Annotated in this window: 19 protein-coding genes and 3 pseudogenes; 8 read left to right on the forward strand and 14 right to left on the reverse strand. The window is 71.6% G+C overall.

Translation table 11 applies throughout. The annotated features are described in order from the left end of the window. Nucleotides 1-116 precede the first annotated feature (116 nt). The 5 genes and pseudogenes from ACZ4XX_RS23625 to pgfA all read right to left on the reverse strand — a co-directional run. A pseudogene (locus tag ACZ4XX_RS23625) lies at nucleotides 117-380 on the reverse strand (condensation protein); the annotation flags it as partial. Between the two features lie 92 nt (nucleotides 381-472). Next, complete coding sequence (locus tag ACZ4XX_RS23630; RefSeq protein WP_468509846.1) at nucleotides 473-4774, reverse strand: alpha-(1->3)-arabinofuranosyltransferase domain-containing protein; 4302 nt, start codon at nucleotides 4772-4774, stop codon at nucleotides 473-475. A 22-nt stretch (nucleotides 4775-4796) separates the two neighbouring features. Beyond that, nucleotides 4797-5618, reverse strand: a complete 822-nt coding sequence (locus tag ACZ4XX_RS23635; protein WP_468509847.1) for a class I SAM-dependent methyltransferase — start codon at nucleotides 5616-5618, stop codon at nucleotides 4797-4799. Beyond that, nucleotides 5611-6837 carry a glycosyltransferase family 4 protein gene (locus tag ACZ4XX_RS23640; protein ID WP_468509848.1) on the reverse strand — a complete coding sequence of 409 codons (1227 nt, stop codon included), beginning with the start codon at nucleotides 6835-6837 and terminating at the stop codon, nucleotides 5611-5613. Before ACZ4XX_RS23640 ends, ACZ4XX_RS23635 begins: the two co-directional genes overlap by 8 nt. Before the next feature lie 311 nt (nucleotides 6838-7148). After that, nucleotides 7149-8108 (reverse strand): cell envelope lipid trafficking protein PgfA, encoded by a 960-nt coding sequence (gene pgfA, locus ACZ4XX_RS23645; protein ID WP_468509849.1) that lies wholly within the window; start codon nucleotides 8106-8108, stop codon nucleotides 7149-7151. A gap of 237 nt (nucleotides 8109-8345) precedes the next feature. Between pgfA and ACZ4XX_RS23650 the strand changes: the two genes are divergently transcribed. Further along, a complete protein-coding gene (locus ACZ4XX_RS23650; protein WP_468509850.1) occupies nucleotides 8346-8528 on the forward strand; it encodes a hypothetical protein in 183 nt (60 codons plus the stop codon). Nucleotides 8529-8536: 8 nt separating this feature from the next. After that, on the forward strand, nucleotides 8537-9802 hold the full coding sequence (locus ACZ4XX_RS23655) for a PucR family transcriptional regulator (RefSeq protein ID WP_468509851.1): 1266 nt from the start codon (nucleotides 8537-8539) through the stop codon (nucleotides 9800-9802). 140 nt (nucleotides 9803-9942) lie between these two features. Here the strand turns inward: ACZ4XX_RS23655 and ACZ4XX_RS23660 are convergent, their stop codons facing one another. The 3 genes from ACZ4XX_RS23660 to ACZ4XX_RS23670 form a co-directional block, all read right to left on the reverse strand. Then, nucleotides 9943-10335: a hypothetical protein gene (locus tag ACZ4XX_RS23660; protein WP_468509852.1), complete on the reverse strand. Its 393-nt coding sequence runs from the start codon at nucleotides 10333-10335 to the stop codon at nucleotides 9943-9945. Nucleotides 10336-10452: 117 nt separating this feature from the next. Further along, nucleotides 10453-11871 (reverse strand): Re/Si-specific NAD(P)(+) transhydrogenase subunit beta, encoded by a 1419-nt coding sequence (gene pntB, locus ACZ4XX_RS23665; RefSeq protein ID WP_468509853.1) that lies wholly within the window; start codon nucleotides 11869-11871, stop codon nucleotides 10453-10455. A gap of 1 nt (nucleotide 11872) precedes the next feature. Continuing rightward, entirely contained in the window at nucleotides 11873-13399 is a 1527-nt protein-coding gene (locus ACZ4XX_RS23670; protein ID WP_468509854.1) for a Re/Si-specific NAD(P)(+) transhydrogenase subunit alpha, read from the reverse strand. A gap of 438 nt (nucleotides 13400-13837) precedes the next feature. On the opposite strand from ACZ4XX_RS23670, the gene ACZ4XX_RS23675 reads away from it, so the two are divergent. Beyond that, complete coding sequence (locus tag ACZ4XX_RS23675) at nucleotides 13838-14122, forward strand: AMP-binding enzyme (RefSeq protein WP_468509855.1); 285 nt, start codon at nucleotides 13838-13840, stop codon at nucleotides 14120-14122. Nucleotides 14123-14217: 95 nt separating this feature from the next. Here ACZ4XX_RS23675 and ACZ4XX_RS23680 read toward each other — a convergent pair whose 3' ends face one another. Then, nucleotides 14218-14799, reverse strand: coding sequence for a TetR/AcrR family transcriptional regulator (locus ACZ4XX_RS23680; protein ID WP_468509856.1), 582 nt, complete (start codon nucleotides 14797-14799; stop codon nucleotides 14218-14220). Between the two features lie 647 nt (nucleotides 14800-15446). Here ACZ4XX_RS23680 and ACZ4XX_RS23685 point away from each other — a divergent pair. From ACZ4XX_RS23685 to ACZ4XX_RS23695, 3 genes are all read left to right on the forward strand, one after another. Continuing rightward, nucleotides 15447-16388 carry a lysostaphin resistance A-like protein gene (locus ACZ4XX_RS23685; RefSeq protein ID WP_468509857.1) on the forward strand — a complete coding sequence of 314 codons (942 nt, stop codon included), beginning with the start codon at nucleotides 15447-15449 and terminating at the stop codon, nucleotides 16386-16388. 186 nt (nucleotides 16389-16574) lie between these two features. Further along, on the forward strand, nucleotides 16575-17765 hold the full coding sequence (locus tag ACZ4XX_RS23690) for a serine hydrolase domain-containing protein (RefSeq protein ID WP_468509858.1): 1191 nt from the start codon (nucleotides 16575-16577) through the stop codon (nucleotides 17763-17765). A 62-nt stretch (nucleotides 17766-17827) separates the two neighbouring features. Continuing rightward, entirely contained in the window at nucleotides 17828-18163 is a 336-nt protein-coding gene (locus ACZ4XX_RS23695) for a hypothetical protein (protein ID WP_468509859.1), read from the forward strand. Between the two features lie 83 nt (nucleotides 18164-18246). On the opposite strand, the gene ACZ4XX_RS23700 is transcribed toward ACZ4XX_RS23695, so the two are convergent. Beyond that, nucleotides 18247-19206 (reverse strand): helix-turn-helix transcriptional regulator, encoded by a 960-nt coding sequence (locus ACZ4XX_RS23700; RefSeq protein WP_468509860.1) that lies wholly within the window; start codon nucleotides 19204-19206, stop codon nucleotides 18247-18249. 62 nt (nucleotides 19207-19268) lie between these two features. Between ACZ4XX_RS23700 and ACZ4XX_RS23705 the strand changes: the two genes are divergently transcribed. Next, nucleotides 19269-19883, forward strand: coding sequence for a TIGR03086 family metal-binding protein (locus ACZ4XX_RS23705; RefSeq protein WP_468509861.1), 615 nt, complete (start codon nucleotides 19269-19271; stop codon nucleotides 19881-19883). A gap of 116 nt (nucleotides 19884-19999) precedes the next feature. On the opposite strand, the pseudogene ACZ4XX_RS23710 reads toward ACZ4XX_RS23705, so the two are convergent. Further along, nucleotides 20000-20362 (reverse strand): annotated as a pseudogene (locus ACZ4XX_RS23710) (SDR family NAD(P)-dependent oxidoreductase); the annotation flags it as partial. Between the two features lie 2 nt (nucleotides 20363-20364). Here ACZ4XX_RS23710 and ACZ4XX_RS23715 point away from each other — a divergent pair. After that, a pseudogene (locus ACZ4XX_RS23715) lies at nucleotides 20365-20586 on the forward strand (LysR family transcriptional regulator); the annotation flags it as partial. 48 nt (nucleotides 20587-20634) lie between these two features. Here ACZ4XX_RS23715 and ACZ4XX_RS23720 read toward each other — a convergent pair. The 3 genes from ACZ4XX_RS23720 to rhaI form a co-directional block, all read right to left on the reverse strand. Continuing rightward, nucleotides 20635-22134, reverse strand: a complete 1500-nt coding sequence (locus ACZ4XX_RS23720; RefSeq protein WP_468509862.1) for a rhamnulokinase — start codon at nucleotides 22132-22134, stop codon at nucleotides 20635-20637. A gap of 186 nt (nucleotides 22135-22320) precedes the next feature. After that, nucleotides 22321-24360: a bifunctional aldolase/short-chain dehydrogenase gene (locus tag ACZ4XX_RS23725; protein ID WP_468509863.1), complete on the reverse strand. Its 2040-nt coding sequence runs from the start codon at nucleotides 24358-24360 to the stop codon at nucleotides 22321-22323. 106 nt (nucleotides 24361-24466) lie between these two features. After that, complete coding sequence (gene rhaI, locus ACZ4XX_RS23730; RefSeq protein WP_468509864.1) at nucleotides 24467-25636, reverse strand: L-rhamnose isomerase; 1170 nt, start codon at nucleotides 25634-25636, stop codon at nucleotides 24467-24469. Nucleotides 25637-25853 lie beyond the last annotated feature (217 nt).

The following is a 25853-nucleotide window of genomic DNA, read 5'->3' on the forward strand; positions in this document are numbered from 1 at the left end:
GACAGGGGCACAATTAGCCCCTCCCCCCTCCCCCCCCCCCCCACCCCTCAAAGCCGCCCCAGAACACACAGCCCCCCCCTCCCCCCCCCCCAGCCCCCCCCCCCCCCCCCCCCCCCCAAGGCGTCGGGTCCCGGCCCCGCGAAACTCACCGGGTCGCTGTCCGGCCGACCGGACAGCTCCCATGCGAAGGACCGCCGGTGCCCACGCCCGGGCACTTCTCGTGCCAGCACCCGGGGATGTGTGAGGAGGGCATGCTGAAACGCGGCCCGCAGGCGTACCGGGTCCAGCCTGCCGGGCAGATGGACCTCGATGTGTACGCTCTCCGGTTCGTCGTCGCTGAGGCAGTGCCGCGACACCTCGTCGACGGTCGGAAAGGGAATCCGGACCGTGCCGGGAGGGGGAGCGGTTCCCCACCCGACGGCGGTCTCCTTCTCGGGGGCGGTCCCCGCCCCGGCCGCGGTGCAGGGATCGGTCACGAGGGGCCACCGCTCTCCGGCCGCCAGAGGGGCTGCTCGGGCCGGTGCCCGTCGCCGTTGCTTCGCGGCCTGGCCGTGACCACCGGACCGACTTCCGGCGCGGCGGAACCGCCGTCGCCTTCATGCCCGTCGCGCCCTCCGCGCCCGTCGTCGTGCCCGCGCCCGTCGGCCGACGCCGTCGGCCGCACCGCCGTCACCAGCGCGGCGGACAGGGCCACCAGCGTGAGCACCTGCGCCATGCCGCTGAACGCGCCGGCCCCGTCGGCGACCGGATCCCCGGCGCCCAGGGCCGCGACGACGCCAGCGCCTCCCATCGCCACCGCCGCCGTCGGCACCAGCACACCCGGCCGGAACCGCGCCGCCACGGCGAGCACGGGCACGACCAGGGCCAGCGGCCCCGCCGCCACCGCGACGACCGCGGTCAGCAACAGCGTTCCGAGCAGCATTCCCGGGGCCGCCGGTTCGGGCAGCTCCTCGTCGGTGCCACCCTCGTCGCGCCGACGGCCCACGAAGGCCAGGGCGGCCAGGGCGACGAGCGCGAGCGCACCGCCGACCAGGGCTGTCCGGTACGGACCGGAGGGCTCGAACTCCATGGTCACCGTGCCGGAGGCGCCGGCCGGGATCACCCAGGCCTGCTGCCAGCCGTCGAGGCGCACCGGCTCGAGTTCCGTGCCGTCCAGGGTGGCCTTCCAGCCGTCGTTGGCGTTCTCGTAGGTCCGCAGGTAGAGGGCCTCGCCCGCGCCCGCCGACACCGAGACGGTCCGGCTGTCGTCGGCCCACCTGGTGACGGTGGCCTCACGGTCCGCCGCTCCGTCCATGGCCCGCGGGGTGCCGCGGGTCAGCGTGACGTCGGTGATCGCCAGCGGGCCCGCGTCACTCGCCTCCACCTCGTGATCGCCGGACGGAAGCTCCAGGGTGCCGTCCTTCTCCTCGCCCGCGCAGAGGGTGACGGTGACGGGGCGTCGCTCGGTGAGGTCCCGGACGAGCCCGGAGGCCTTCGTCTTGTGCAGGACGCCGCCCACGGCGAGGTCCGGGCCCTCACCGCACGGCAGCGAGAAGCGGGCGGACGGCTTCGGCCGCGGCACCCGCAGGTCGGCCAGCGCGGGAACGTGCACCTCGCTCAGCCCGACCGGGAGCTGCAACTGCGCGTCCGCCACCGGGTTGTGGACGGTGAGCGGCGCGACCCCGGTGATGGTGATGTCGAGCCGGTTCGTCTCGATCGCCGGGAAGCGGACCCGCCCGTTCTGGTCCACGTCGGCCACCGCGGCGCCGTGCGGGGAGCTGATCATCACCTGCTCGGGCCGGGTGGACACCCCGCCCGCCGGCGCGAGGATGATCTCGTCGATCTTCTTCATCGCGGGCCAGCTCAGGTGGACGACCGGCCGGTCGCCCGCGATCCACGCGGTCGTCAGATCGCCGTCGACCAGGTTGCGGGCGCCGAGTGACGCGCCGTTGCGGCTGGTGGAGTCCACGGCGGCCGTCAGCCGGTTCTTCGATCCGGGGGCCGAGCGGTCGAGCAGCTCGTCCAGCGCGCCGCCGGGTACGGCGACGGCTCGCGCGGACACCCGGTACTCGCCCGACTCCTTGGTGCCGAACTGCCGGTGCAGTCCCACCTCGGCCGTGGCGGGCGACAGGCCGCCCGCGTCGGTACCGCGATGCAGGGAGTACACGGTCGCCTCCGCGTCGGTGTTCTCCGCGTCGGCCGGCAGTTCCAGCAGGCGCGTCACCTGCACGTCCGGGATCGACACCTCGGTGAATCCGGCGCCGGAGAGTCCGGGGCGCGCCTGCTGCGCGGCCAGGACGGTGATCTTCATCCAGGAGGCCTCGCCGGTGGGAGCCTTGACGGTCTGCGGCAGGCCGTCCGTCCGCAGGGGGCTGTCGGCCGAACCGCGGTCGGTCTCGATGCGCACCTGGGTGGGCGCCGCGCGCATGGCGTCGCCCGGCAGGGGCGTGATCCTGAGGGAGGCCGGGATGTCCGTCGGCCGGGAGAAGTCCACCCGGAGCCACTGCCCGACCGGCTCGCCCGGGCTGCCCTCGGCCCACGCGGTGTCCGGGTTGCCGTCGAAGGCGTTCACCGGGTCGTACTGCGGCAGGTGGAACAGCCAGTTGCCGCTGCTGGAGGCCGTCACGGCCCGGGCGCCGCGCAGCACCGCCGTCGTCTGGTGACCGGTGCCCTCCGACGGCAGGATCTGCTTGGGCTTCTCGCCCGGGTTCTGCAGGCTGCCGGAGTGATTGCGCTCGTCCGCGGTGTAGGTGTAAGAGGTGTTGTTGTTGACCAGGCCGAACCGGGTGTCGGCCCGGCGCAGCCCGTCCGCGACCGCCTTCACCGGTGCGACGACGCCCTTGGGAAGCGTGTCCCCGGCCAGTACGGCCGGACGGCCGGTCATCGAGGGATCGGCGGACAGCTGGAGCAGGGCCTCGGGCCCGCCACTGACCACGGCCGTGTCGGCCACGGCCGAGACACCGACCCTGCCGGGCCGCCCGGCGTCCTGCGGCTGGTAGATCTCCACGGCCTGGAGCCGCGGGTAGAGCCCCTGCACCTGGAGCGGGGTGCCGGCGGCGATGCGTCCGCCGGTCACCAGCGGGCCGAATCCGGTGACCTTGCGGTAGCCGGACGACTCCAGGGTCCGCTTCACCGTCTGCGGCGGAACGTAGCCGATCTGGTCGGGGTCGAGGTCGTTGCGGACGACCACCTCGTGCATGCCGGCCCTGGCGAGGTACGCCTGGAGGCCCGGGACCTCGGCTCCGGACAGCAGCGCCTGCTCGACGGCGTCCGTCATACGGCGTGCTCCGGGGGTGCCGAAGGGGACGAAGTCACGCTGTGCCCAGGGGGTCTCGGCCAGTACGTCGAACGGCTGGTCGATGGGGGAACCCCAGGTGTAGATGCCGTGCGCCGTCGCGGGGACGACCAGGGCCCTGCTGTCCCGGGCATTGTCCTTCAGCCAGCTGGCGGCCTTCTCCCAGTGGGTGGGCAGCTTGGTGAACGACCCGGGCTGGAGGATCGAGCCGTTGACGTACGGGAGCGCCAGACCGGGCAGGACGAGCACGGCCGCGGTCGCGGGCACCCAGCGGCGGCCGCGGAGTGCCCGCGAGCCTCTGCTCTCGGGCAGCACGGCCGTCAGATGGGCGAGTCCGAGGACGAGCGCGAGAGCCAGTCCGGGCTGGAACTTGTAGATGTTGCGGAACGGCTTCAACGGTCCGTTCAGCCAGTCCTGGACGGCGCCGTGGAAGGGACCGCCGAAGGATCCGGCGTACCCGGCGAGCGCGATCAGGACGACGGCCAGGACGGTCAGGAGCAGCCAGCGGCGCTCCGGCAGGTCCCGCCGTGCCAGGCCGGCGAGGCCGAGCGCCGCGGCGAACGCCGAGCCGAGGACGGTGACCACGGAGGTGGCGACGGTCCAGCCGGCGGGCAGCCATGCCTCACCGAAGTTCAGATAGGCCACCCAGTTGCCGGCGCCGCGCAGCAGCTCGGTCGCGGACATGGTGGCGGTGGTGGTGTCGGCCTGCTCGACGTACGGCATGAAGTTCTCGCCGTACGCGCCGAGCAGGAGCAGCGGCACCAGCCACCACAGGGTGGCGAGGACGACGCCCGGTATCCACCAGCCGAGCAGCGCGCGCCGGCGCCGGCCGGCCGGGCGGCTGAGGAGGTACAGGCCCACGGGCAGCAGCGCGGCCAGTGTCGAGGCGGCGTTCACGCCCCCCATGAAGGGGATCAGCAGGGCCGACCGTGCGGCGGCCTTCCGGGGACTGTGCGCCGCGGAGGTCAGCGGCAGCAGCACCCAGGGCAGCAGGGCACCGGGCAGCGCGGCGGCGGAGGTCGAGCCGATGACGATCGTGAAGGTGGGCCACAGCGCGTAGGCCACGGCGCCGAGGAGCCGGGACCCGGGCGTCCCCACGCGTAGCCGCTCGGCGAGCCGGAGCGCGCCCCAGAACGCGGCGGTCACGATGACCGAGAGCCAGAGCCGTTCGGCCAGCCAGACCGGCACCTGCAGCAGGTCCATGAGCCCGTAGTAGGGGAGTGCGGGGAAGGCGTAGCCGACGTACTGGTTCGCTATGCCGCCGAGGCCGACGTTCCCGTTCCACAGCGACCCGAGGTCGCCGAGGAAGCGCCAGGGGTCGAGGGCGACGCCGAGTTTGGTCTCGAACGTCATCCTCCCCGGTGACACCGAGAGGAACGCCACGAGGACGAGGGCCCAGAAGCCGAACAGCAGGCGGCGTCCGCGCGGTTCGCCGGACGCCTCCGCCGGCGTCGGGCCGGGCTGCGGCACCCAGGTGGGCGCCTGGACCGTAGTGGTCATGACCGTTCCTCGCTTCGCATGCTCATGGGCTTCGCCTGAGAATCAGCAGCAGATTCCAGGTGGCGATCTCGCGGAGTCCCGGCACCCGGGTGATCGTGCTCGCGAGGAACGGCCAGTAGCGTGATCGCGCTGTCACGACCTGCACGTCGTCGCGACCGCGGACGTGCCGCAGGGTGGAACCGATGTGGACGGGGAAGAGGTTCTCCCCGAGCGTGTGCTTGGCCGCGCGGCCGGTGCGGCGTTCGTAGCGCGCGCGGGCCCGCTCCGCCCCGAGGTAGTGCCACGGCGCGGTCTCGTGACCTCCCCAGGGCGAGAGCCAGTTGGTGAACGACAGGTAGATCAGCCCGCCGGGGCGGGTGACCCGCGCCATCTCGCTGATGAACGTCTGCGGATCCGACACGTGCTCGAGCACGTTGGACGAGAAGCACACGTCCGCGACGCCGTCGGCAAGCGGCAGCAGGTATCCGTCGGCGAGGACCGCGTCCTCGGTGGTACGGCCGCGGGCGTTCAGCTCCCGCGGGTCGGGCTCGAAGAGGTAGCTCTGTGCGCCCCGGCGGCGGAACTCCTCGGTGAAGTGGCCGCTGCCGCCGCCGACGTCGACGACGATCTTGCCGGCCAGGTCGACATGGCGTGCCACCTGGGCGACCGAGTCGCGGGCGAGCAGGGTGTAACACCGCTGGGGATCGACGGGTTCGCGCAGGAAGGCTCGGAAGAGGGCGGCCGACCGCCTCAACGACGGGTCCTTGAAGCCGTGTTCGGCGGTGCCCGCCGACGGGTCCTCGAAGCCGTGTGCGGTGTGGTCGGCCGATGGGGCTCCGGGCTCGCGTTCGGTGGTCTCAGCCATGGACGCTCCCGCCGCGTCCGGGGGACGTGGTCCGGGCCACGGCCTCGGAGGCGACCGCCTGGAACTGACGGACCGTCGCGCTCCAGCGGAAACGCTCTGCACGCAGCACCGCGGCACGCCCCATGGCCGCGCGCCGGTCGGCACTGAGGGACAGGGCGCACCACGCGGCGGCGAACGAGCTCTCGCCCCGGGCGAGCACACCGGTCTCCCCATCCTCCACGGAGTCGCGCAGGCCGGGTATGTCGAATCCGATCGCGGGGGTCGCCCGCGCGGCCGCCTCGGTGACGACCAGGCCCCAGCCCTCGACGAGGGAGGGGTGCAGCAGCAGCCACGCCTCGCACATCAGCCGGTGCTTCTCGACTTCCGACACCCGGCCGGCGAACGTCACGGAGGGGCCGGCCATGGCTTCGAGCCGCTCCCGTTCGGGGCCGTCCCCCACGATGACGAGCCGGCCGCCGGTGACGGGGCGTACCCGCTCCCACAGACGTAGGAGCAGGTCGACGCGCTTGTACTCCACCAGCCGGCCGACGGCCAGGAACAGCGGTTCCTTCGCCTCGGGCAGCAGGGGGGCGGGCTCTTCGACGCCGTTGTTGACGATCCGGATGCGGTCCGGTGCCACACCGATGGCGCGCAACTCGGCGGCGGTCGACTCGGAGACGGCCACCATCAGGTTGTCGCGGTGGGTGCCCGCCAGTGCCCAGTGCTCCAGTCTGCGTCCGAGCCGTGCCGCCGGGCCCGGGTAACGCATCTGCCAGAGATCGGTGTGTACGTGGTTGACCAGGCACAATGTGGGCCCGCGGTGCCACAGCGGCGCCAGGTACGGCATGCCGTTGCACACTTCGACCAGCAGGTCGCAGGTGCCGACCTCGCGGGCGAGGGTCGACCTGGCGTGCAGGAAGTGACTTGCGTCGCCTCCCGCGGAGACCACGCGGTAGTCGCGTGCGGCGGCAGGACCTCCGCATACGAGCGTGACGTCGTGGCCGTCGGCGGTCAGGCCGCCGGCGATCCGGTCGATGAGCAGTTCCGATCCGCCGGCGGCCCGGTTGGCCAGGTCGCGGCGGGCGAGGAAGGTGATACGACGCGGTACGGGCGCCCCGGGGGACGCGGCGTGCGGGTCGAGGGCGAGCGGGTCGGTGACGCGGCTGCCGGTGCGTGCGTGAGGGGGGACGGAACGGGAGTCCTTCTGGCCGGGGGCCAGAGCGGACGAGCGCTGGGGCATAGAGGTGCTCCAACTCGGCGGCTGTGGGTGGGATGCGCATGGGAATGCGCAGGAGGGTGTGCCGGGCTTCCGGGGATGAAGCGCTGGGCTGGCTCGTACGGGGTGCTGCGGGTACGGGTGCTGCGGGTACAGGTACAGGACGGGTACTGCGGGGTACGGGACTGCGGACACCGCGGTGGCAGACAGCCGAGGGTGGCGGCCGGTTCAGGCGGACACGTTGGCCTTACCGCGGGGTAACATCAGTGTTCGTTCAAGCATTCGTTCCGGCTACTCACACCGATGACAATTTCGGGACTTTGGGCAGGCCCGTTCTACTCACTCTGGTGAGTGCCGCCCCGCCGGGGACCGCGGACCACCAGCACGGCGCCGGCGACCGCCAGCAGACCGCCCGCCACGCCGCCCACGAGCGGCGCGGTCTCGCCGAGCAGCTCCAGCCGGCCGCTGTCGTCGGAGGCCAGCGCGACCTGCTCGCGCCGGGTCGCGTCCGTGAACTCCAGCCCCTCACTGGCCAGCAGGGTGACCGCGTCCTTCTTCGAACCCGGGGCCCGCAGCGTCTTCTTCGGTGCGATCAGCGCGTTCATGATCCGGCCCGTGCGCTGGTCCACGGTCAGCTCGATCCTCGCGTTGGAGTACCACTCCTCCGCCAGGATCTGGCCCCCCTTCGAGCTGCCCACCAGCACGCCGGGCACCAGACGGGTGCCGGTCGGGGTGGCGTCGACCTTGCCGACGAAGCGGTAGCCCTCGCGTCCGCCGACCTTCGCGACCTTCTCGAACTCCAGCGGCACGGTGGCACCCAAGGTGCTGTCCCACCAGGAGTAGGCGCGCTTCTCGACGTCGAACGGGAACTTCAGATAGGCCTCGCCCTCGAACTCGGGCTTCTCCTCGCAGCAGCGCACCGGCAGGTTCGTCCGGCGGTCGGTCACCCAGCGTTCGGTGGTCCACTGCAGGGATCTGCGCGGGTCGCCCAGCGCGAGCGTCTTCGGCGAGTCGATCTGCGTCGACACGTCCCAGATCGCGTTTCCGCTGCGCTCACCGGCAGCGACGTCCCCGAGGACGCGACGGGTGATCGTGAGCGTCTGGCCGTCCACCGCGGACACGGACCCGGTGTCGAAGTAGCTGCCCTGACCGCTGAAGACCGTCGTGGAGTCCACATCGGTCGGCGTGCGCTTGGCGCGCGGCTCCACGTACCAGACCAGCAGCTGGGTGAGCACGAGCAGGAAGACTCCGACACCCAGCAGAATCAGGGACAAAGGTGATATTGAACGACGCATACGGGTACTCCAATACGGGCGCGACGTGCGAGAGGGCTCGTGGGCCGTGCGGGAAGGAGGCGCACACATGGGGTGCAGCCTGAGCGGGGCGAGATGCGTACCCGGGAGTAACAGTCCTGTGGCGGCGAAATTAGGCGGCTCTTGACCACCTGTCAATGCGCCTCTCATACTGGCGGCGCCGGACCGGGCCGGCGCGCTGGGTGACAGACCTCGATGACCGAGAGGCCGATCATCCCCATGTTCAGACTGCTTGCCGCCTTCCTGACCTGCGTCGCCGCCGCCCTCCTGGCCGCGGGCGCCGCCTTCGGAATCGTCACCGCTCTCGACGCCACACCCGAGCAGCAGAATGTGCCGCTCGTCACGTTCCCCGAACCGCCCACGGACGACACATCCAGCACGGCCGGCTCCGGCGCGGGCTAGGTTGGAACATGCGGTCCGCAGACCGAGCGCGTACAGCCCGGACGCTCAGGAGCGGTGTGGTGGAAACGTCGTCAGCGTGGCACGACGTGCCACGAGAACGGATTCAGCTGTTCGCCGACCGAGCCCTGGAGCAGGTCCCCGAACTGGCCCAGGACATCCTCGCCGAGATCCGGCGGGAGTACCCGGGCCTGGTGTTCCTCCCCGACGAGTCCGGAGAACCGAAGGCCCTGGTGGCCATCCGGCACGCCCTCGAGCTCTTCGTGGAACAGATGACCACGGGGTCGGACCGGCCGCGCGCCCTCCCGGAGCTCTTCCGTGACTTCGGGCGCGGCGAGGTCTCCCAAGGGCGCAGCCTTGACTCCTTGCAGGGGATCTACCGGCTGGGCGTCCGCCTCTCCTGGCGGCGCATGGCGGAGGTCGGCCAGCAGGTCGACATCCCGCCTTCGGCCATGTACGAGCTGGCCGAGTCGGCGTTCGAGTACCTGGACGTCATGGTGGCCCAGTCGGTACGCGGCTACGCCGAAGCCGTCGCCCGCCAGGCGGGGGAGCGCCTGCGCCTGCAACGGCTGCTCGTCGATCTCCTGCTCACCGAGCACCGCACGGATCCGGCCGCCCTGCTCGCCGACCGCGCGGCCGTCCTGGGCTGGCAGCTGCCCAGGAAGGTGGCGGTTGCGGTGCTGCTCCGCCCTGCCCAGGAGGCCGTCGCCCCTGCCGTGGGCGACGAGATGCTGCTCGACATGGAGGGCGCGCAGCCGCGTCTGGTCGTACCGGACCCGGACGCCCCGGGACGCGCGGAGCTGCTGGACCGGGCGGTGACCGGCTGGTCCGGTGCGATCGGCCCGGCGGTCCCGCTGGCGGAGGCCGTCACGTCATTGCGCTGGGCGGAGGCCGCCGTCGGGATGATCGAGCAGGGTCTGCTGCCACGAGGGCGGCTCCTGCGCTGCGGAGAGCACGTCGAAGCCCTGGTGCTGCTGCCCGCGGGCGAGCTGATCGACGATCTGGCGCGACTGCGGCTGGCGCACCTGGACGAGGCCGGTGGCCCGGCGCATGCCCAACGACTCGCCGAGACGTTGCTGGCATGGCTGGAGACGCGGGGCGGTGCTCCCGAGGTGGCCGCCCGGCTCGGAGTCCACCCGCAGACCGTGCGCTACCGCCTGAGGCAGCTCCGCGAGTTGTGGGGCGACGACCTGGACGACCCGGACCGCCGCTTCGAGCTGGAGCTGGCGCTCCGCACGCGGCGGTTGCGCGGGGACCTGGCCCCACCGCCCGACTGAACTCGGGACGGCGCAGGCGAAGCGGGGTGCCCGGGATCCCCCGCGCGAGGAGCTCCGAGGCGGCGCACTCCTTCCTGACGGGTGCGGGCCGGCCGCACTTCGCGCGCTCGGGGGCGTTGCGACGGGCGGTTCGACGGGTGTCAGGTGTCGGCGGCCGCGTGCCGGATCGCGTCGAGTGTGCGGGCCACGTCGTCGTCGGTGGTGGACCGGTTGCTCACCGAGATGCGCATGACGCGTCTGCCGTGCCAGGTGGAGCCGCTGATCCACGCGGTGCCGTCGTCGAGCAGCCGGGCGAGTACCCGGTCGGTGCGTCCGTCGCTGCCGAACTCGGCGCAGACCTGTGTGAACGCGACCTCGTTGAGAACGGTGGCGCCGTCGATCCCGTCGATCCCGTCGATCCCGTCGATGCCGGCGGCGAACGCGGAGGCGTGGCGGCACAGCCGCTCGACGAGGTCGGAGACGCCTGACCGGCCGAGGGACCTGAGGGCGGCCCACACGGTGAACGCTCTGCCGCGCCGAGAGAGTTCGGGCACCTTGTCGACGGGGTCGCCGTGCTCGTGCCGGCCACACGGGGTTTCAGGGACGGACCGCCCTCCGGGTGGAGGGCGGTCGGCAGGATGTCATGGCGTCGCTCTCGACGTCGTGGTGGGTCAGAGGGCGCCGACGATGTCCTCGACCCGGGCCTTCGCGTCGCCGAAGAGCATCGAGGTGTTCTCCTTGAAGAACAGGGGGTTCTGCACGCCCGCGTATCCGGAGGCCATCGAGCGCTTGAACACGATGACCTTGCCGGCCTCCCAGACGGTGAGGACCGGCATGCCGGCGATCGGGCTGCTGGGGTCCTCGGCTCCGGCCGGGTTGACCGTGTCGTTGGCGCCGATCACGAGGACGACGTCGGTCTCGGCGAAGTCCTCGTTGATCTCGTCCATCTCCAGGACGATGTCGTACGGCACCTTGGCCTCGGCGAGCAGGACGTTCATGTGGCCGGGCAGGCGGCCGGCGACCGGGTGGATGCCGAACCGTACGTGGACACCCTTGGCACGCAGCTTCGAGGTGAGCTCCGCGACCGGGTACTGGGCCTGCGCCACGGCCATGCCGTAGCCGGGTGTGATGACCACCGACCGGGCGGAGCCGAGCAGTTCGGCGGCACCCTGGGCGGTGATCTCGTGATGCTCTCCGTAGTCGACCTCCGAGCCCGACGGCGCCTCGATGCCGAAGCCGCCCGCGATCACGGAGAGGAACGAGCGGTTCATGGCCTTGCACATGATGTACGACAGGTACGCGCCGGAGGAGCCGACGAGCGCTCCGGTGATGATCAGCAGGTCGTTGCCGAGCAGGAAGCCGGAGGCCGCTGCGGCCCAGCCGGAGTAGCTGTTGAGCATCGAGACCACGACCGGCATGTCGCCGCCGCCGATCGAGGCGACCAGGTGCCAGCCCAGCGCGAGCGCGAGGACGGTCACGGTGACCAGCAGCCACAGCTCCGGCGTGATCACGAACCACACCGTCAGGGCGACGAACAGGCCCAGCGCACCGAGGTTCAGGACGTTCTTGCCCGGCAGCATCAGCGGCTTGGAGCTGATCTTCGCGGAGAGCTTCAGGTAGGCCACGATGGAGCCGGTGAAGGTCACGGCGCCGATGAACAGGCCGATGAACACCTCGCCGTGGTGGATGCCCAGGGTGCCGAGCGCGTCCAGGGCCTGCGCCTCGTGGCCGTCCGGGTGGTTCTCGACCTCCAGGAAGCCGTTCCAACTGACCAGCACGGCCGCGAGACCGACGAAGGAGTGCAGCAGCGCGATCAGTTCGGGCATGCCGGTCATCTCGACGCCGCGGGCCCGCTGGAGGCCGATCAGCGCGCCGGTCAGCATCGCGAGGCCCATCAGGGCGAGGCCGGCGGTGCTGACGTCGCCGTCGACCGCGAGCACGACCGTCGCGACGAGCGCGACTCCCATGCCGAGCATGCCGAACGCGTTGCCGAGCCGGGCCGTCTCGTGCTTGGAGAGTCCTGCCAGCGCGAGGATGAACAGCAGCGCGGCAACAAGGTAGGCCGCCTGGGCGGCAATGGTCGCAGACATGTCAGCTCCGGTTGAACATGGCGAGCATGCGACGCGTCACCGCGAAGCCGCCGAAGACATTGATACTTGCCAGCAGGATCGCCACGGCCGACAGCACCGTGACCGCCGTGCTCGTGTGCCCGATCTGCAGCAGCGCGCCGACGACGATGATCCCGGAGATCGCGTTCGTCACCGACATCAGCGGCGTGTGCAGCGCGTGGTGCACATGGCCGATCACGTAGTAGCCGATCACGATCGCCAGGACGAAGACGGTCACATGGGGCAGCAGCGCCGCCGGCGCGAACCCGGCGGTGAGGAAGAGCGCCGAAGCGCCGAGGGCCACGCCGCCGAACCTCCGCTTCGCCGTCATCGGCGGCTTCTTCGGCGCCGGCTCCCGTACGGTCGCCGCGGGCGTGACGGCCGGGGCCGCCGAGACCTGCACCGGCGGGGGCGGCCAGGCCGACTCGCCCTTGCGTACGACGGTGATCGAGCGCTGTACCGGGTCCTCCCAGTCGAGGACGAGGCGGGCGTCCTTGTCCGGCGTCATCAGCTTCAGCAGGTTCACCAGGTTCGTGCCGTACAACTGCGAGGCCTGCGCGGGCAGCCGGCCCGCGAGGTCGGTGTAGCCGATGATCGTCACGCCGTTCGCCGTGACGGTCTTCTCGCCCTTCACGGTGCCCTCGACGTTGCCGCCGTTGGCCGCCGCCATGTCGACGATCACCGAGCCCGGCTTCATGCTCGCCACCATCTCCGCGGTGATCAGCGTCGGCGCGGGGCGGCCGGGGATCAGCGCGGTGGTGACGACGATGTCGGCCTCGCGGCACTGGGCGGCGTACAGGTCGGCCTCGCGCGCCTTGTAGTCGTCGCCCATCTCCTTGGCGTAACCGGTCTTGGAGACCTCGGTCTCGGGGGACTCGATCGACAGGTACTCGCCTCCCAGCGAGCGGACCTGGTCGGCCACCTCCGGCCGGGGATCGGTGGCGCGCACGATCGCGCCGAGCGAGCCCGCCGCGCCGATCGCCGCCAGACCGGCGACGCCGGCGCCCGCCACGAGCACCTTCGCCGGGGGCACCTTGCCCGCCGCCGTCACCTGGCCGGTGAAGAACCGGCCGAACTCGTGCGCGGCTTCGATGACGGCCCGGTAGCCGGCGATGTTCGCCATCGACGACAGGACGTCCATCGACTGCGCCCGGCTGATGCGGGGCACGGCGTCCATCGAAAGCGCGGTGAAGGGACGCCGGCCCAGATCCTCGACCATCACCGGGTCGAAGGCCGGTGCGAACAGGGCGATCACCGTCGCCTCCGGCCGGATCCGGTCCAGCTGCGACGGGGCCGGGGCGTTGACCCCGAGCACCACGTCCGACGCCACCGCGTCGCCGACGGTCGCACCGGCGGCCTCGTAGGCGCCGTCGGTGAAGCCGGCCGCGATACCCGCGTCCGGGTCGACGACCACGCCGTACCCCAGTGCGCGGATCTGTTCGACCGTGGCCGGCGTGGCCGAAACGCGACTCTCACCTGCCCGCGCTTCCTTGAGGACTCCGACAATCACGCGTGTTCTCCGTTCACTACCAGAAGCCGTCAGACCGTCATTAATCTCGACTCTGAATCGAGTTATTCCCGTCGTCCCTCAGAATCGGCCCGCCGGCGCCTCGTTCGGAAGCGCGTCGGCGGTGATTAATGCCATACCCTGCCGCACCTGCGTCGGGCGGCCGAGAAGAATCATCACCAGAGGGCGAAAAGCCCGGAGAGAACCGTTCCGGTAGGCGGCCTTGACGTGCGGGCCAGTGCCCAGGGAGCGGGCGTACCAAGCCGGTCGTCGCAGGACGGCGGCATCGTGGAGGCCTGCCGGGATGAGCGCGGGGAAGCTCTTCCCGCGGGCGGCAGGCGGTCACGCGCTCGTGCCCGTCTCCCACGCTGCTGTGAACGGGTCCACATCGTCGACCGGATCAAGGACGTCATCGACCGGGGCGGTGAAGACGTCTCCAGCGTGGAGGTCGGGACGGTCCTGCTCTCCGCTCCCGGGGTCACGGACGCCCCGGTCCTCGGTGTGCCCGACGACGTGATGGGGGGAGCAGGCCGGGGCCGTCCTCTACGGCGACCGGGGCGAGATCGACCTCGCCGCGTCCTCGTGCACTGCCGGGCCAGGCTCGCCGACTTCAAGGCCCCCCAGTACGCCATCGTCGTCACCGAGACTCTCCCGCGAAACGCCGGGGGCAAGCTCCTCAAGGGCCGGGTCCGGGACGGGGCGGGGTGGGGCGCCGCACTACGGTGACACACCGCCGAGGGCGGGGCGGGCCGTCGGTGACACACCGCCCTCTGCGTCCGGCGCCGCGGAAGGGCGCGGGCACCGCCCGGTCCCCGGAGGCATCAGTCGGCCCGGTCGGCCGTGCCCTTCACCGCATAGGTCTCGAGATAGGCGGTCACCATCCGCTTCGCCTCGGTCGTCGTCGTCCCGTCGCCGTTCCGGTCCTGCTGGAACGCCACGCCGAAGAGGCGCCCGCCGGCTTCGAACGCCAGCCTCATCACGAGGAGCGGCGTGTCGACGCGCAGCAGTCCGCGACCGGTCCCCAGGCGCCACAGTCGTTCCGCGACCTGGTCGTCGAACTCCTTGAACTGGGAGTGCAGCGCCTCATGACGACCGGAGAACCAGAGCTGGACACAGCTCGGGTGCGCCCGGAAGTACTCGACGATCGGGTCGAACACCAGGCCCACGGCGTCGGAGATCGATCGGAACTCCACACCGTCGACGCCGTCGAGCACGCCGAGCAGCGCGTCGCTGTGACGCCTGATGAGGGCCGCGTCCACCTGGTAGCGGTCCTTGAAGTAGTGGTAGACGGACGGTGTCGGGATCCCCGCCCGTTCTCCGATCGCCTTGAGGGTGGCTGCGTCGTAACCACCCTCCGCCAGGATCTCCTCCGCGGCGTCCATGATGGCCTTGACCCGGGCCACCCCACGACGCTGCAGTGCCGCTTCCGGCCGCGCAGGCGCCTGAGGAGCCCCCGCCGTGGCGGTGGCCGAGCGTCCGCGTCTCGGCTCGCCGGTACGCTCCTCAACCACGCGGCCCCCGGCCGGACGAGCGAAGTCGATCATGATTCGACAGTCTAGCAAGGAGCCCTCCGGCGGCATCTTCTCCTTGTTCCCGGCGTCGCCCGGCCCTTGGCGTGGCTCGGCTCGTGACATCGTTCTCGTGACCCCTGCTCCACCGGCCCTGCCGGTCAGCGGACTTGCTCGCGGGGCCCTGTGTGGGCCCCGACGAAGCGCTGCACCCTGCGCAGGCCACGACGACCGCCGTCCACGACCTCGCGCGGCGTACGGGTCACGTCCAGCAGCGAGAATGGTCAGCTGTGCGGGGCCCGCTCCCGTACAGCAGCGTCCGACTGCCGAGCTCGGACCGCTGCCTGACGACGGGTTCGGCGAACCGCACCGCCCCGCCGGGGCGGATGACCGAACCGACCCACCGGCCATGCTCCAGAAAGCAGACGATGTCCGACCCGATACCAGGACCTCACCACCACGCCCACGATCCTCGGACGCCCCCTTCGCAGGATGCGCAGCCCTGGCCCGTTCCACCCGTCGGGTGGGGGCACCCGGCTCCCGTGCCGCCCCCGCGTGCGTACGGGCCGGTGGCCGCGCCGCCAGGGTCCGCGTACCACGAGCAGGGGCGCAACGGGCGCCAGCGTGCCTGGGGGCGGGTCGGAGAGTTCTTCCTCGCCCTCGCGCTGATGGTGGCCGGGATGATCTGTGTGTTCATCGTCGCCGCCGTCGTCGGTGCGCTGCTGGACCTGGAGTGGGCTCCGTACGACAGCGACGAGATCTTCGCCGATCCGCTGCTCGACAACGCCGTTCTCCTGGTGGGCCTCGCCGTGTGGATCCCGGCCGTGCTGGTAGCCGTCCGCGTGTGCGGGAAGCGGCCCGCCGGCAGCCTCGCGTCCGTCACCGGACGGCTACGGTGGGCGTGGCTGGGATGGTGCCTCGGGCTGGCCGCGGTCGTCCTGGTCCTCCAGAACCTCGTGCTGTTCGTCTGGAGCATGATCCAGGACGGTTCTGAGACCACGACGGGGGAGACCCCCGGCGTGTCCGAACTTCTGCTGAGCCTGTTGGTGCTGTGGGCGCTCGTGCCGTTCCAGGCAGCCGCTGAGGAGTTCGTCTTCCGCGGCTGGCTGGTCCAGCTGTTCGGCGGATTCCTCCGCTCGCCGTGGCCCGGAGTGGCCGTGGCCTCGGTGCTGTTCGCCTTCGCCCACGGCTACGGACAGCTTTCCGGGTTCCTGCTGTTGTGCTACTCGGCAGCCTGGTGGGGCTGGCTCACCATCCGCACGGGCGGCTTGGAGGCGGTCATCGCCGTTCACACGGTGAACAATCTGATCGCCTTCTCACTCTCTGCGGTCTTCGGAGAGCTGGCCGATGAGAGCACCGCAGCGGATGCGCCCTGGGAGGCGCTCGTGACCGAGCTGGTCTTCGCACCGGCGTTCTGTCTGATAGCCGCTCGGCTCGCCGACAGGCGGGGAATCACCGCGCACACGCCGAACCTCAAGGCCTGACCCCGTCCCGGAGGGCGCGGGCGAGACGCGGTCACCTCACGGAGGCGCCGGTCCTGCAGGTGACGGGCCGCTGCCTGGGCCGAATGGATCACCGGACAGGCAGCCTCCTGCGAGGCGCCCGAAGCTGGGGCGAAACCTCTGAACCGGGCGTGTCCGTCCGTCCGGCAGGACCGAGAAGGAGCCCCGGTGTCGTCACGCTCTGAAGTCCGTCCCCGTCCGCGCGCACGTCTGCGGCTGTCCCTCGCCGGCCTGGCCGCGTCCGCCGCCCTCGCCGCCCTGGTCCAGCCCGCGCAGGCCACCGGCACGCCGCCGGCCCCGGACAGGGCCCTGCAGAAGCAGCTGAACGACCTCGTCCGTACCGCCGGCGGCCCACCCGGAGTGATCGCGCTGATGCGGCAGGGCGACCGGACGTCGGTCTACCGGGCGGGCGTCGCCGACACGAGAACAGGCCGCCCGCCCCGTACGACCGATCACATGAGGATCGCGAGCGTCGCCAAGGCCTTCAGCGGAGCGGTCGCCCTGCGCCTGGTGGACCGGCAGAAGCTGGACCTGGACGACACGATCGGCGAGCGCCTGCCGTCCCTGCCCGTCGCGTGGCACCAGGTGACACTGCGCCAGCTGCTCAACCACACCAGCGGGCTTCCCGACTTCTCGACGGCACCGGCGTTCCTCGCGATCCTGCAGGAAGACCCCAGGCACCACTTCGACTCCCGCCGACTGCTCGACTTCGTCGCCGACCGGGACCTGCTGTTCCCGCCGGGATCGAGGTACGAGTACTCGAACTCCGACAACATCGCCGTCGCGCTGATGGCCGAGGCGGCCACGGGACAGCCGTACGAGCGGCTGCTCGCCCAGCTCGTGTACCGGCCCCTGGACCTGCGGCAGACCAGCCTGCCCCAGGGCTACCGGCTGCCGAGGCCGTACCTGCACGGCTACGACGTCACGCCGCCCGCCCCGCCGGAGGACATCAGCGAGGTCCTCGGTGCGTCAGGCGTCTGGGCCTCCGGCGGAATCGTCTCGACACCGAAGGACCTCAACGCCTTCGTCCGCGCCTGGGCCGGCGGCCGCGGCTTCCTGTCGGAGGAGACGCGCAGCCGGCAGCGGACCTTCATCCCCGGCGCCGCCTCGGAGCCCGCCGGTCCCGGCGTCAACGCCGGCGGGCTGGCGATCTTCCGCTACACCACACGATGCGGCACGGTCTACGGCCACACCGGAAACTTCCCCGGCTACACCCAGCTCGCGGTCGGTACGGCGGACGGCAGGCGTTCCCTCACGTTCTCGATCAACACCCAGACCAGCAAGAGCGTCAAGCCGGAACTCCTCGCCAAGGTCCGCGCGGTACAGGAGGACTTCGTCTGCGCCCTGCTGCGGCACTGACCGCCCAGGCGGGACCGAAGAGCACGCCGGGTGCCGTCCGGTTCGTGAGGCAGGATGGAGGTATGGCGGAAACACGACTTGATCAGCTGTCACGGCTGTACGCCGAGTACGGCTCCTGGCCATTCCCCGCAGGATTCACCAGCCGGGACCCCGGCGGCCACTGCATGGCGATGATGGACACGATGCTGTCCGGTTGCATCGCCTCGGTCCTCGAAGGGCCCCTGGACGACTGGCGTCGCGACGTGCTGACGGCCCGCATTCCGGTACTCGTGGAAGTCCTGCCCTGCATCAGCGACGACGCGTATGCGACGGAGTACTTCACACATCTGCACCGGATGGCCGTGATCGCCGCCGAAATCGACCACACGCGAGGACCGGTACCGTCCGAGGCCACATGACGGGGTCCGTTGCGGCCGCGGGGATCGAGCCGGAACGCCGGCGTTCGGTTCCGGCTCGGCCCCCTGTGACGGGGGCCGGCACGCTACCTTCTGGAGTCCGGCGGTCCGTACACGCCGGCCAGTTCGACCGCCAGACGGGCGAGCCGCTCCCTTGCCTCCGGCGGGTCCAGTACCTCGATGCGTGCCCCCAGCCCGGCCAGCTGGGTCGCGACGACCTCCGGCGTCGGCCCGTCGACCCGTATCTCCGTCCACCCGTCGGGGAGCTCCGGACCGACGTGCAGGCGTCCGTCGAACAACCGCTCCAGGATCGCCATGGCGCCCGGTTCGGCCCGGGCCCGGACCGTCGCCGCGTAGAGCCGCTCCTCCAGGCGGGCGGCGAACGAACGCCAGACCGTGGGGAGGTCGAAGTCGTGCGGCCGTACGACGGGCGCGCCGGTCGCCTCGACCGAGGCGACCCGGCTGAGCCGGAAGGTCCGCAGACCCCGCTCCGTCCCGGCCACGAGGTAGTCGTGACCCGCCTTGGCCACGAGCCCGAGCGGATGGACGGTTCGCACGCCGACGGGCTTGCCGGGCCCGGCATACCCGAGCCGCACCTGAGTCCCGTCCACCACGGCTCGCCGGAGCGTGTCGAGGTGCGGCCTCGTGGCCGTGACGTCGGCGCCCGACCAGTTCGTGCCGTCGGTGAGGCCGGCCCGCGACGCGGCCTCGGCGCCCGAACGCAGGGGTGCGGGCAGCGCACGTACCAACTTGCGCAGTGCCGTGCGGAGCTCGGGTGTGGTCGACGAGGGGCCCGCGAGCAGGAACAGCGCCCGGATCTCCTCTGCGGTCAGCCCGGTGAGGTCCGTACGGGCGCCGCCCACCAGTGACCAGCCGCCGCCGCGGCCCCGCTGCGAGTAGACGGGGACGCCCGCGGTGGACAGGGCCTCCAGGTCGCGGCGTGCGGTCCGCGGCGACACTTCGAGTTCGGCGGCGACCTCGGCCACGGTCACCCGGGTGCGCGTCTGGAGGAACAACAGGGTGGCCACCAGGCGATCGGCTCTCATGCCGGCCATTCTCTTCCGGAAAGTGGCCAGGAGGTGACCTGTTCTGCTTCCAGGATGAGGTCATGACTCACACCGAGAACACCCCGCTGTCCCCTGTCACCCCTGACGCCACCGACGACCCCCGCCGGCACCTGCTGAAGGCGATCGCGCTGGCCGGACGTACCGTCGCCGCAGTCCGGCCCGAGCAGTTCGACGGGCCCACGCCCTGCACCGAATTCACCGTCCGGCGGCTGGCCGGACACCTCGTCGCCGTCCTGCGCCGGATCGCCCTCGCCGGCCGCGGCGGCGACGTGACGAGCCTCCCCACGGTCGCCGACGACCTCGCGGACACCGCATGGCAAGAGGCATGGGACGCCGCGGTGCGCGAGGTCGAGTCGGCGTGGGCGGATCCCGCGATCCTGGGCCGGACGCTGACCCTGCCGTTCGGCAGCCTTCCGGGAGCTGCCGCCGCGGCCGTCTGGACCTCGGAGTTCACCGTGCACACCTGGGACGTGGCCACCGCGACCGGCCAGCTCCCCGAGTGGGACCCCGAGCTCGTGGCGATCTCGTACGCCGCCATGAGGCGCGGGCTGCCCACAGGTCCGCGCGACGGCGCGCCGTTCGGGGCCGCGGTGGACGTCGACGCGGACGCGCCGGCCATCGACCGCCTCGTGGCGTGGTGCGGACGCAAGCCGTGATCGGCATCCGGAACACGGGGGGCGGCCCCATGGCGGGGATCGCCGCACGTTCGGGCAGGACGGCGCCGGCGGTCGTTCAGAACTCCTCGTCGACGTCCCCGACCCCAGTGAGCCTGTCACCAGGGCACTGATCCACCGTCGTCGAAGAATCCGCCGGTCGGCCCGTCGTCGGGAAGTGTCGCGAGGTGAATCGCGATCGCCGCGCCCTGGTGGGGGGTGCGGACGCCCTGGAAGCCGTTGAGGTCGGTGGCGGTGAAGCCGGGACAGCCGGAGTTGACCAGGATGGGGGTGTCGCACAGTTCCCTGGCGTACTGGACGGTGACGGCGTTGAGGAAGGTCTTGGATGCCACGTACGCAGCGGGAACCGGCCCCATGTCGATGCCGGGCGTGGTCTGCAGGACGAGCGAGCCGACGCTGCTGGACATGTTCACGATCCGCGGCGATGCCGAGCCGCGCAGCATGGGCAGCATCGCGTTGGTGTGGAGCCGGCCCGCAGGTGCGGGACCACACCCAGCTGTTCCAGTTGATCGCCCTCGGACGGGCCCGCGCGGTCGTGCCCGAGTCCCTCCGAGCCCACCTGCGCGACGATCACGCGACGGTGCCGGTGCCGGACGCACCGGCCGTCACGACCGTCATCGCCTGGCCGTCACACAGCGGATCCGAAGCCGTCGCCGGCCTCGTCCGCACCGCGACACGCCTCTAGGTCCTGTCGTCGAACTCCCGCGTGGGAGGCCGGAGAGGGCGACGCGCATCAGGAGTTCCCCGGGGCGGTGCCGAGTCGTGCGGCGGCCGCGTCCCAGGCGGCACGGTCACCCCGGGGGGTGTAGTGCCTCAGGCGCTGGGTGGAAGCGATGAGCCGGCGCATGTCTGCCAGGTCGCCGACCAGACCTGCGGCCCGGGCCTGGACGAGGAGGTTGCCGAGCGCGGTGGCTTCGGTGGGTCCGGCGACGACGGGCAGTCCGGTGGCGTCGGCGGTGAGTTGGCAGAGCAGGTCGTTGCGCGAGCCGCCGCCGACGAGGTGGATCCTCGAGACGTCGCGGCGGGCGAGCCCGGCGGCCTGACGAAGGGCGCGGCGGTGGGCGAGGGCCAGGCTCTCCAGGATGCAGCGGACCACGGCGCCCTGGCTCTCGGGGGCGCGCTGCCCGGTGCGGGCGCAGAACTCCCGGATGCGGGTGGGCATGTCGCCGGAGGCGAGGAACTCCGGGGCGTCCGGGTCGACGACGGAGGCGAACGGCGCCGACCGGGCGGCTTCGGCGAGCAGCGTGGGGATGTGGGTGGGCCGGTTCTGCCTGTCCCAGGTGCGCCGGCACTCCTCGAGCAGCCACATGCCCATGATGTTGCGCAGATAGCGCACGGTGCCGTCGATGCCGCGTTCGTTGGTGAAGTTCGCCGCCCGGGACTCCTCCGTCAGGACGGGGCCGTCGAGTTCGAGACCGGCCAGCGACCACGTGCCGCATGAGATGAAGGCGAAGTCCGGCCCGTTCGCGGGCACGGCGGCGACCGCCGACGCGGTGTCGTGCGAGGCGACCGTCGTCACGGGCGTACGGGGATCGAGCCCCGTGTACGCCGCGACGTGCGGGAGCAGGGTGCCCGCCGGGTCGCCGGGGGAGCGCAGCGGAGGCAGGAGGCCGGGGGCGACGGACAGACGGCTCGTCAGCTCCCTGGACCAGGTGCCGGTACGGGAGTCGAGAAGGCCGGTCGTGGAGGCGTTGGTCTCCTCGGCGCCGACTGTTCCGGTCAGCCAGTGGATCAGCAGGTCCGGCATGAGCAGCAGGGTACGGGCCGCGCCCAGTTGGACGCTCTCCGCGGCCGAGGCCAGCTGGAAGATCGTGTTGAACGGCAGGTGCTGCAGGCCCGTGATGCCGTACAGCTCCTCGCGACCGACCTTGGCCCAGACGCGCGCGGCGGCTCCGTCGGTCCGGTCGTCGCGGTAGTGGTACGGCAGGCCGAGCAGGGCGCCGTCGGCGTCGAGGAGTCCGTAGTCGACGGCCCAGGTGTCCACGCCGATGGAGGCGACTCCGCCGGAGCGGGCGGCCTCGCGCAGTCCGTCGAGGACGCCTCGGAAGAGGGCGAGGACGTCCCAGCGCAGCCCGTCGGGAAGACGCACGGGGGTGTTGGGGAAGCGGTGGGCTTCGGTGAGGTCGAGAGTGTCCGGGCCGACCCGGCCGAGGATCACGCGGCCGCTGGTGGCGCCGAGGTCGACCGCGGCGAAGACGGAGGTGACGGCGGAAGACGGTGGAGCGGTGGTCACGTGGGGTACCTCTGGGGGTGCGCGTGGCTCGTCGAGGAACGAAGGGCTGACGGAGAAGCGGACCGGCGGTGCCGCGCGGGCGCGGTGTCAGGGCCGGGTGACCGCACGGAGCCGCCGCCGGTCCGCTGTGTGCCCGGGGCGGATCCCGCCGTCAGGTGATCGCCCCCGGGTGATCGGGGTGCCCCGTCAGCGGAGGAAGGCCGCGGCGACACCGGCGTCGACGGGGATGTGCAGGCCGGTGGTGTGGGTGAGGTCCCCGCCGGTGAGGGCGAAGACGGCGTTCGCGACGTGTTCCGGGAGGACTTCGCGCTTGAGGAGGGTGCGCTGGGCGTAGAACTCGCCGAGCTTCTCCTCCGCGATGCCGTAGGTGGCGGCCCGCTGGGCACCCCAGCCGGCGGCGAAGATGCCGGAGCCGCGGACGACGCCGTCGGGGTTGACGCCGTTGACGCGGATGCCGTGCTCGCCGAGTTCGGCGGCGAGGAGCCGGACCTGGTGGGCCTGGTCGGCCTTGGTGGCCGAGTACGCGATGTTGTTCGGACCGGCGAAGACGGCGTTCTTGGAGGCGATGTTGACGATGTCGCCGCCGAGCCGCTGCCGGATCATGATCCGGGCGGCCTCGCGGGAGACGAGGAAGGAGCCGCGGGCCATGACGGCGTGCTGGAGGTCCCAGTCGCGGGCGGTGGTCTCCAGCAGCGGCCTGGAAATGGAGATCCCCGCGTTGTTGACGACGAGGTCGACTCCGCCGAAGGCGAGGACGGCCTCACGGAACGCGGCGGCGATCTGTTCCTCGGAGGTGACGTCCACGGTGACCGCCACCGCCCTGTCCGGACCGCCCAGCTCCTCGGCGACGACGGTCGCGTTCTCGCCGTTCAGGTCGGCGACCACGACACACGCGCCCTCGGCCACCAGCCGCTGTGCGATGGCCTTGCCGATGCCCGAGCCCGCGCCCGTCACCAGGGCGACGCGGGTGGCGAGCGGCTTCGCCTTCGGCATGCGCCGCAGCTTGGCCTCCTCCAGCTCCCAGTACTCGATGCGGAACTTCTCCGACTCCTCGATCGGCGCGTACGAGGAGACCGCCTCCGCGCCGCGCATCACATTGACGGCGTTCACGTAGAACTCGGCGGCCACCCGGGCGGTCTGCTTGTCCTTGCCGAAGGAGAACATGCCCACCCCGGGGATCAGGACGATCGCCGGGTCGGCGCCGCGCATCGCGGGGGACTCGGCAGTGGCGTGCCGCGCGTAGTAGGCGGCGTACTCCTCGCGGTACTCCGCGTGCAGCTCCTCCAGCCGGGCGACCGCCGCACCGAGCTCGACGGTGGGCGGCAGGTCCAGGACCAGCGGACGGACCTTGGTGCGCAGGAAGTGGTCCGGGCACGAGGTGCCCAGGGCCGCGAGGCGCGGGTGCCGGTCGTGGGAGAGGAAGTCGAGGACGACCTCGGAGTCGGTGAAGTGGCCGACCTGCGGCCGGTCCTGGGAGGCCAGCGCCCGGATCACGGGCGCGAGCGCTGCGGCCCGCTCACGGCGCCGCTCCTCGTCCAGCGCACCGTAACCCTCCAGAGGCGCACCGAAGGGCTGCTCCCTGCCCCGCTCGGCGAGGAAGGTCTCCGCCGTGCGGATCATCCAGAGGGCGTTGGTCTCGCACTCCTCGGCGCTCGCGCCCCAGGCGGTGATGCCGTGCCCGCCCAGGACCACGCCGACCGCCTCGGGGCTGGCCTCCTTGATCGCCGCGATGTCCAGGCCCAGCTGGAAGCCGGGGCGTCGCCACGGCACCCACGCCGCCTTCCCGCCGTAGCACTCCTCGGTCAGGGCCTCGCCGTCCGCCGCGCAGGCGAGTGCGATGCCGGAGTCGGGGTGGAGGTGGTCGACGTGGGCGGCGTCCACCAGGCCGTGCATGGCGGTGTCGATGGACGGCGCGGCGCCGCCCTTGCCGTGGAGGCAGTAGTCGAACGCGGCGACCATCTCGTCCTCGCGCTCCACCCCGGGGTACACGTCCTTGAGCGCCCGCAGCCGGTCGAGCCGCAGGACGGCGAGGCCGTCCTCGGTGAGCGTGCCGAGGTCGCCGCCCGAACCCTTCACCCACATCAGCTCAGCGTCCGAGCCGGTGACCGGGTCCGTGACGGTGCCCTTGGCGGACGCGTTGCCTCCGGCGTAGTTGGTGTTGCGGGGGTCGGAGCCGAGCCGGCGCGCGCGGCCGAGGAGGGCGGCGACTTCGGGGTGGGTGGCCATGAGCGATCTGTCCTTCGGAGTCGAACGTGCGGGGGAGGGAGGGGGCGGAGCTTCCTTGCGGCGGTCCACCCGGCCGGCCGGGGCGGCTTCCGGCAGGCCGGGTCGGTCAGGCTCCCCAGCCGGCCTGCTCGCCGCCCACGCGATCCGCCGCCGTCTGCTCCTGCCACCCGGAGGCGGCGTACGCGGCGACGGGGTCGGGGTGGAGGCCCTGGTCCTCGCGGAGTTCGCGCAGCAGAGGCCGTACGTCGGTGTTGTAGGCGTCCATCAGGACCGCGTTGGCGGCGAGGACGTCACCGGCGCGCTGCGCGGCGGCGAGTGCGTCGAGGTCCACGAGGAGGGCCTTGGCGGTGGCCTCCTGGACGTTCATCACCGAGCGGATGACCGCGGGGATCTTAGCCTCGACGTTGTGGCACTGGTCGAGCATGAAGGCCACGTTCGCGGCCGTGTCCAGACCGCCGTTCCTGGCGACCTCGTGCATGATCCGGAAGAGCTGGAACGGGTCGGCGGAGCCGACCATCAGGTCGTCGTCGGCGTAGAAGCGCGAGTTGAAGTCGAAGCCGCCGAGCCTTCCCTCCCGCAGGAGGAAGGCCACGATGAACTCGATGTTGGTGCCGGGGGCGTGGTGCCCGGTGTCCACGACGACCTGCGCCTTGGGGCCCAGCGTGAGGCAGTGGGCGTACGAGGTGCCCCAGTCCGGGACGTCCGTCGTGTAGAAGGCCGGCTCGAAGAACTTGTACTCCAGCAGCATCCGCTGGTCGTCCCCGAGCCGCCCGTACACCTCGGACAGCGCCTCCGCCAGCCGGTCCTGGCGCGCCACGATGTCGTCCTGGCCGGGGTAGTTCGTGCCGTCGGCGAACCACAGTTTCAGATCGCGCGAACCCGTGGCGTCCATGATGTCGACGCACTCCAGAAGATGGTCGACGGCCTGACGGCGCACCTTCGCGGCGGGGTGGCAGACGCTGCCGAGGCGGTAGTCGTCGTCCTGGAAGGTGTTGGAGTTGATCGCGCCGAGTTCGAGGCCGCGCTCCTTCGCGTACGTGCCGAGGGCGGCGTAGTCGTCGACCTTGTCCCACGGGATGTGCAGGGACACCTTGGGGGCGACTCCGGTGAACTCGTGAACCTTCGATGCGTCGTCGAGCTTCTCCCACGGGTTCCGGGGCACTCCGGACTGTGCGAACACCTTGAAGCGGGTGCCGGAGTTTCCGTAGCCCCAGGAGGGGGTCTCGATGGTCTGGGCCTTGAGCGCGGCCTTGACGGTGTCCGGTACGACAGTCATGGGGCAACCTCGGAACCTGGGCCGCGCCTGTTCGCGTCGGCTTGTGAATCTGACCTATGAATCGTTTCATCGCTACGGAAACACGATTCGATGAAAGGGTCAAGATGCCGGTCCGTGAATCGACGTGAAAGGATTCACTCCGGATGACGGGACTCATTCGGAGGCGGGCAGGCCCGACCGCGCTCATGCCGCGCCCGCCGGGGGTCGCTCCGGCCGG

The organism is Streptomyces sp. NPDC029956 (genome assembly GCF_055574655.1).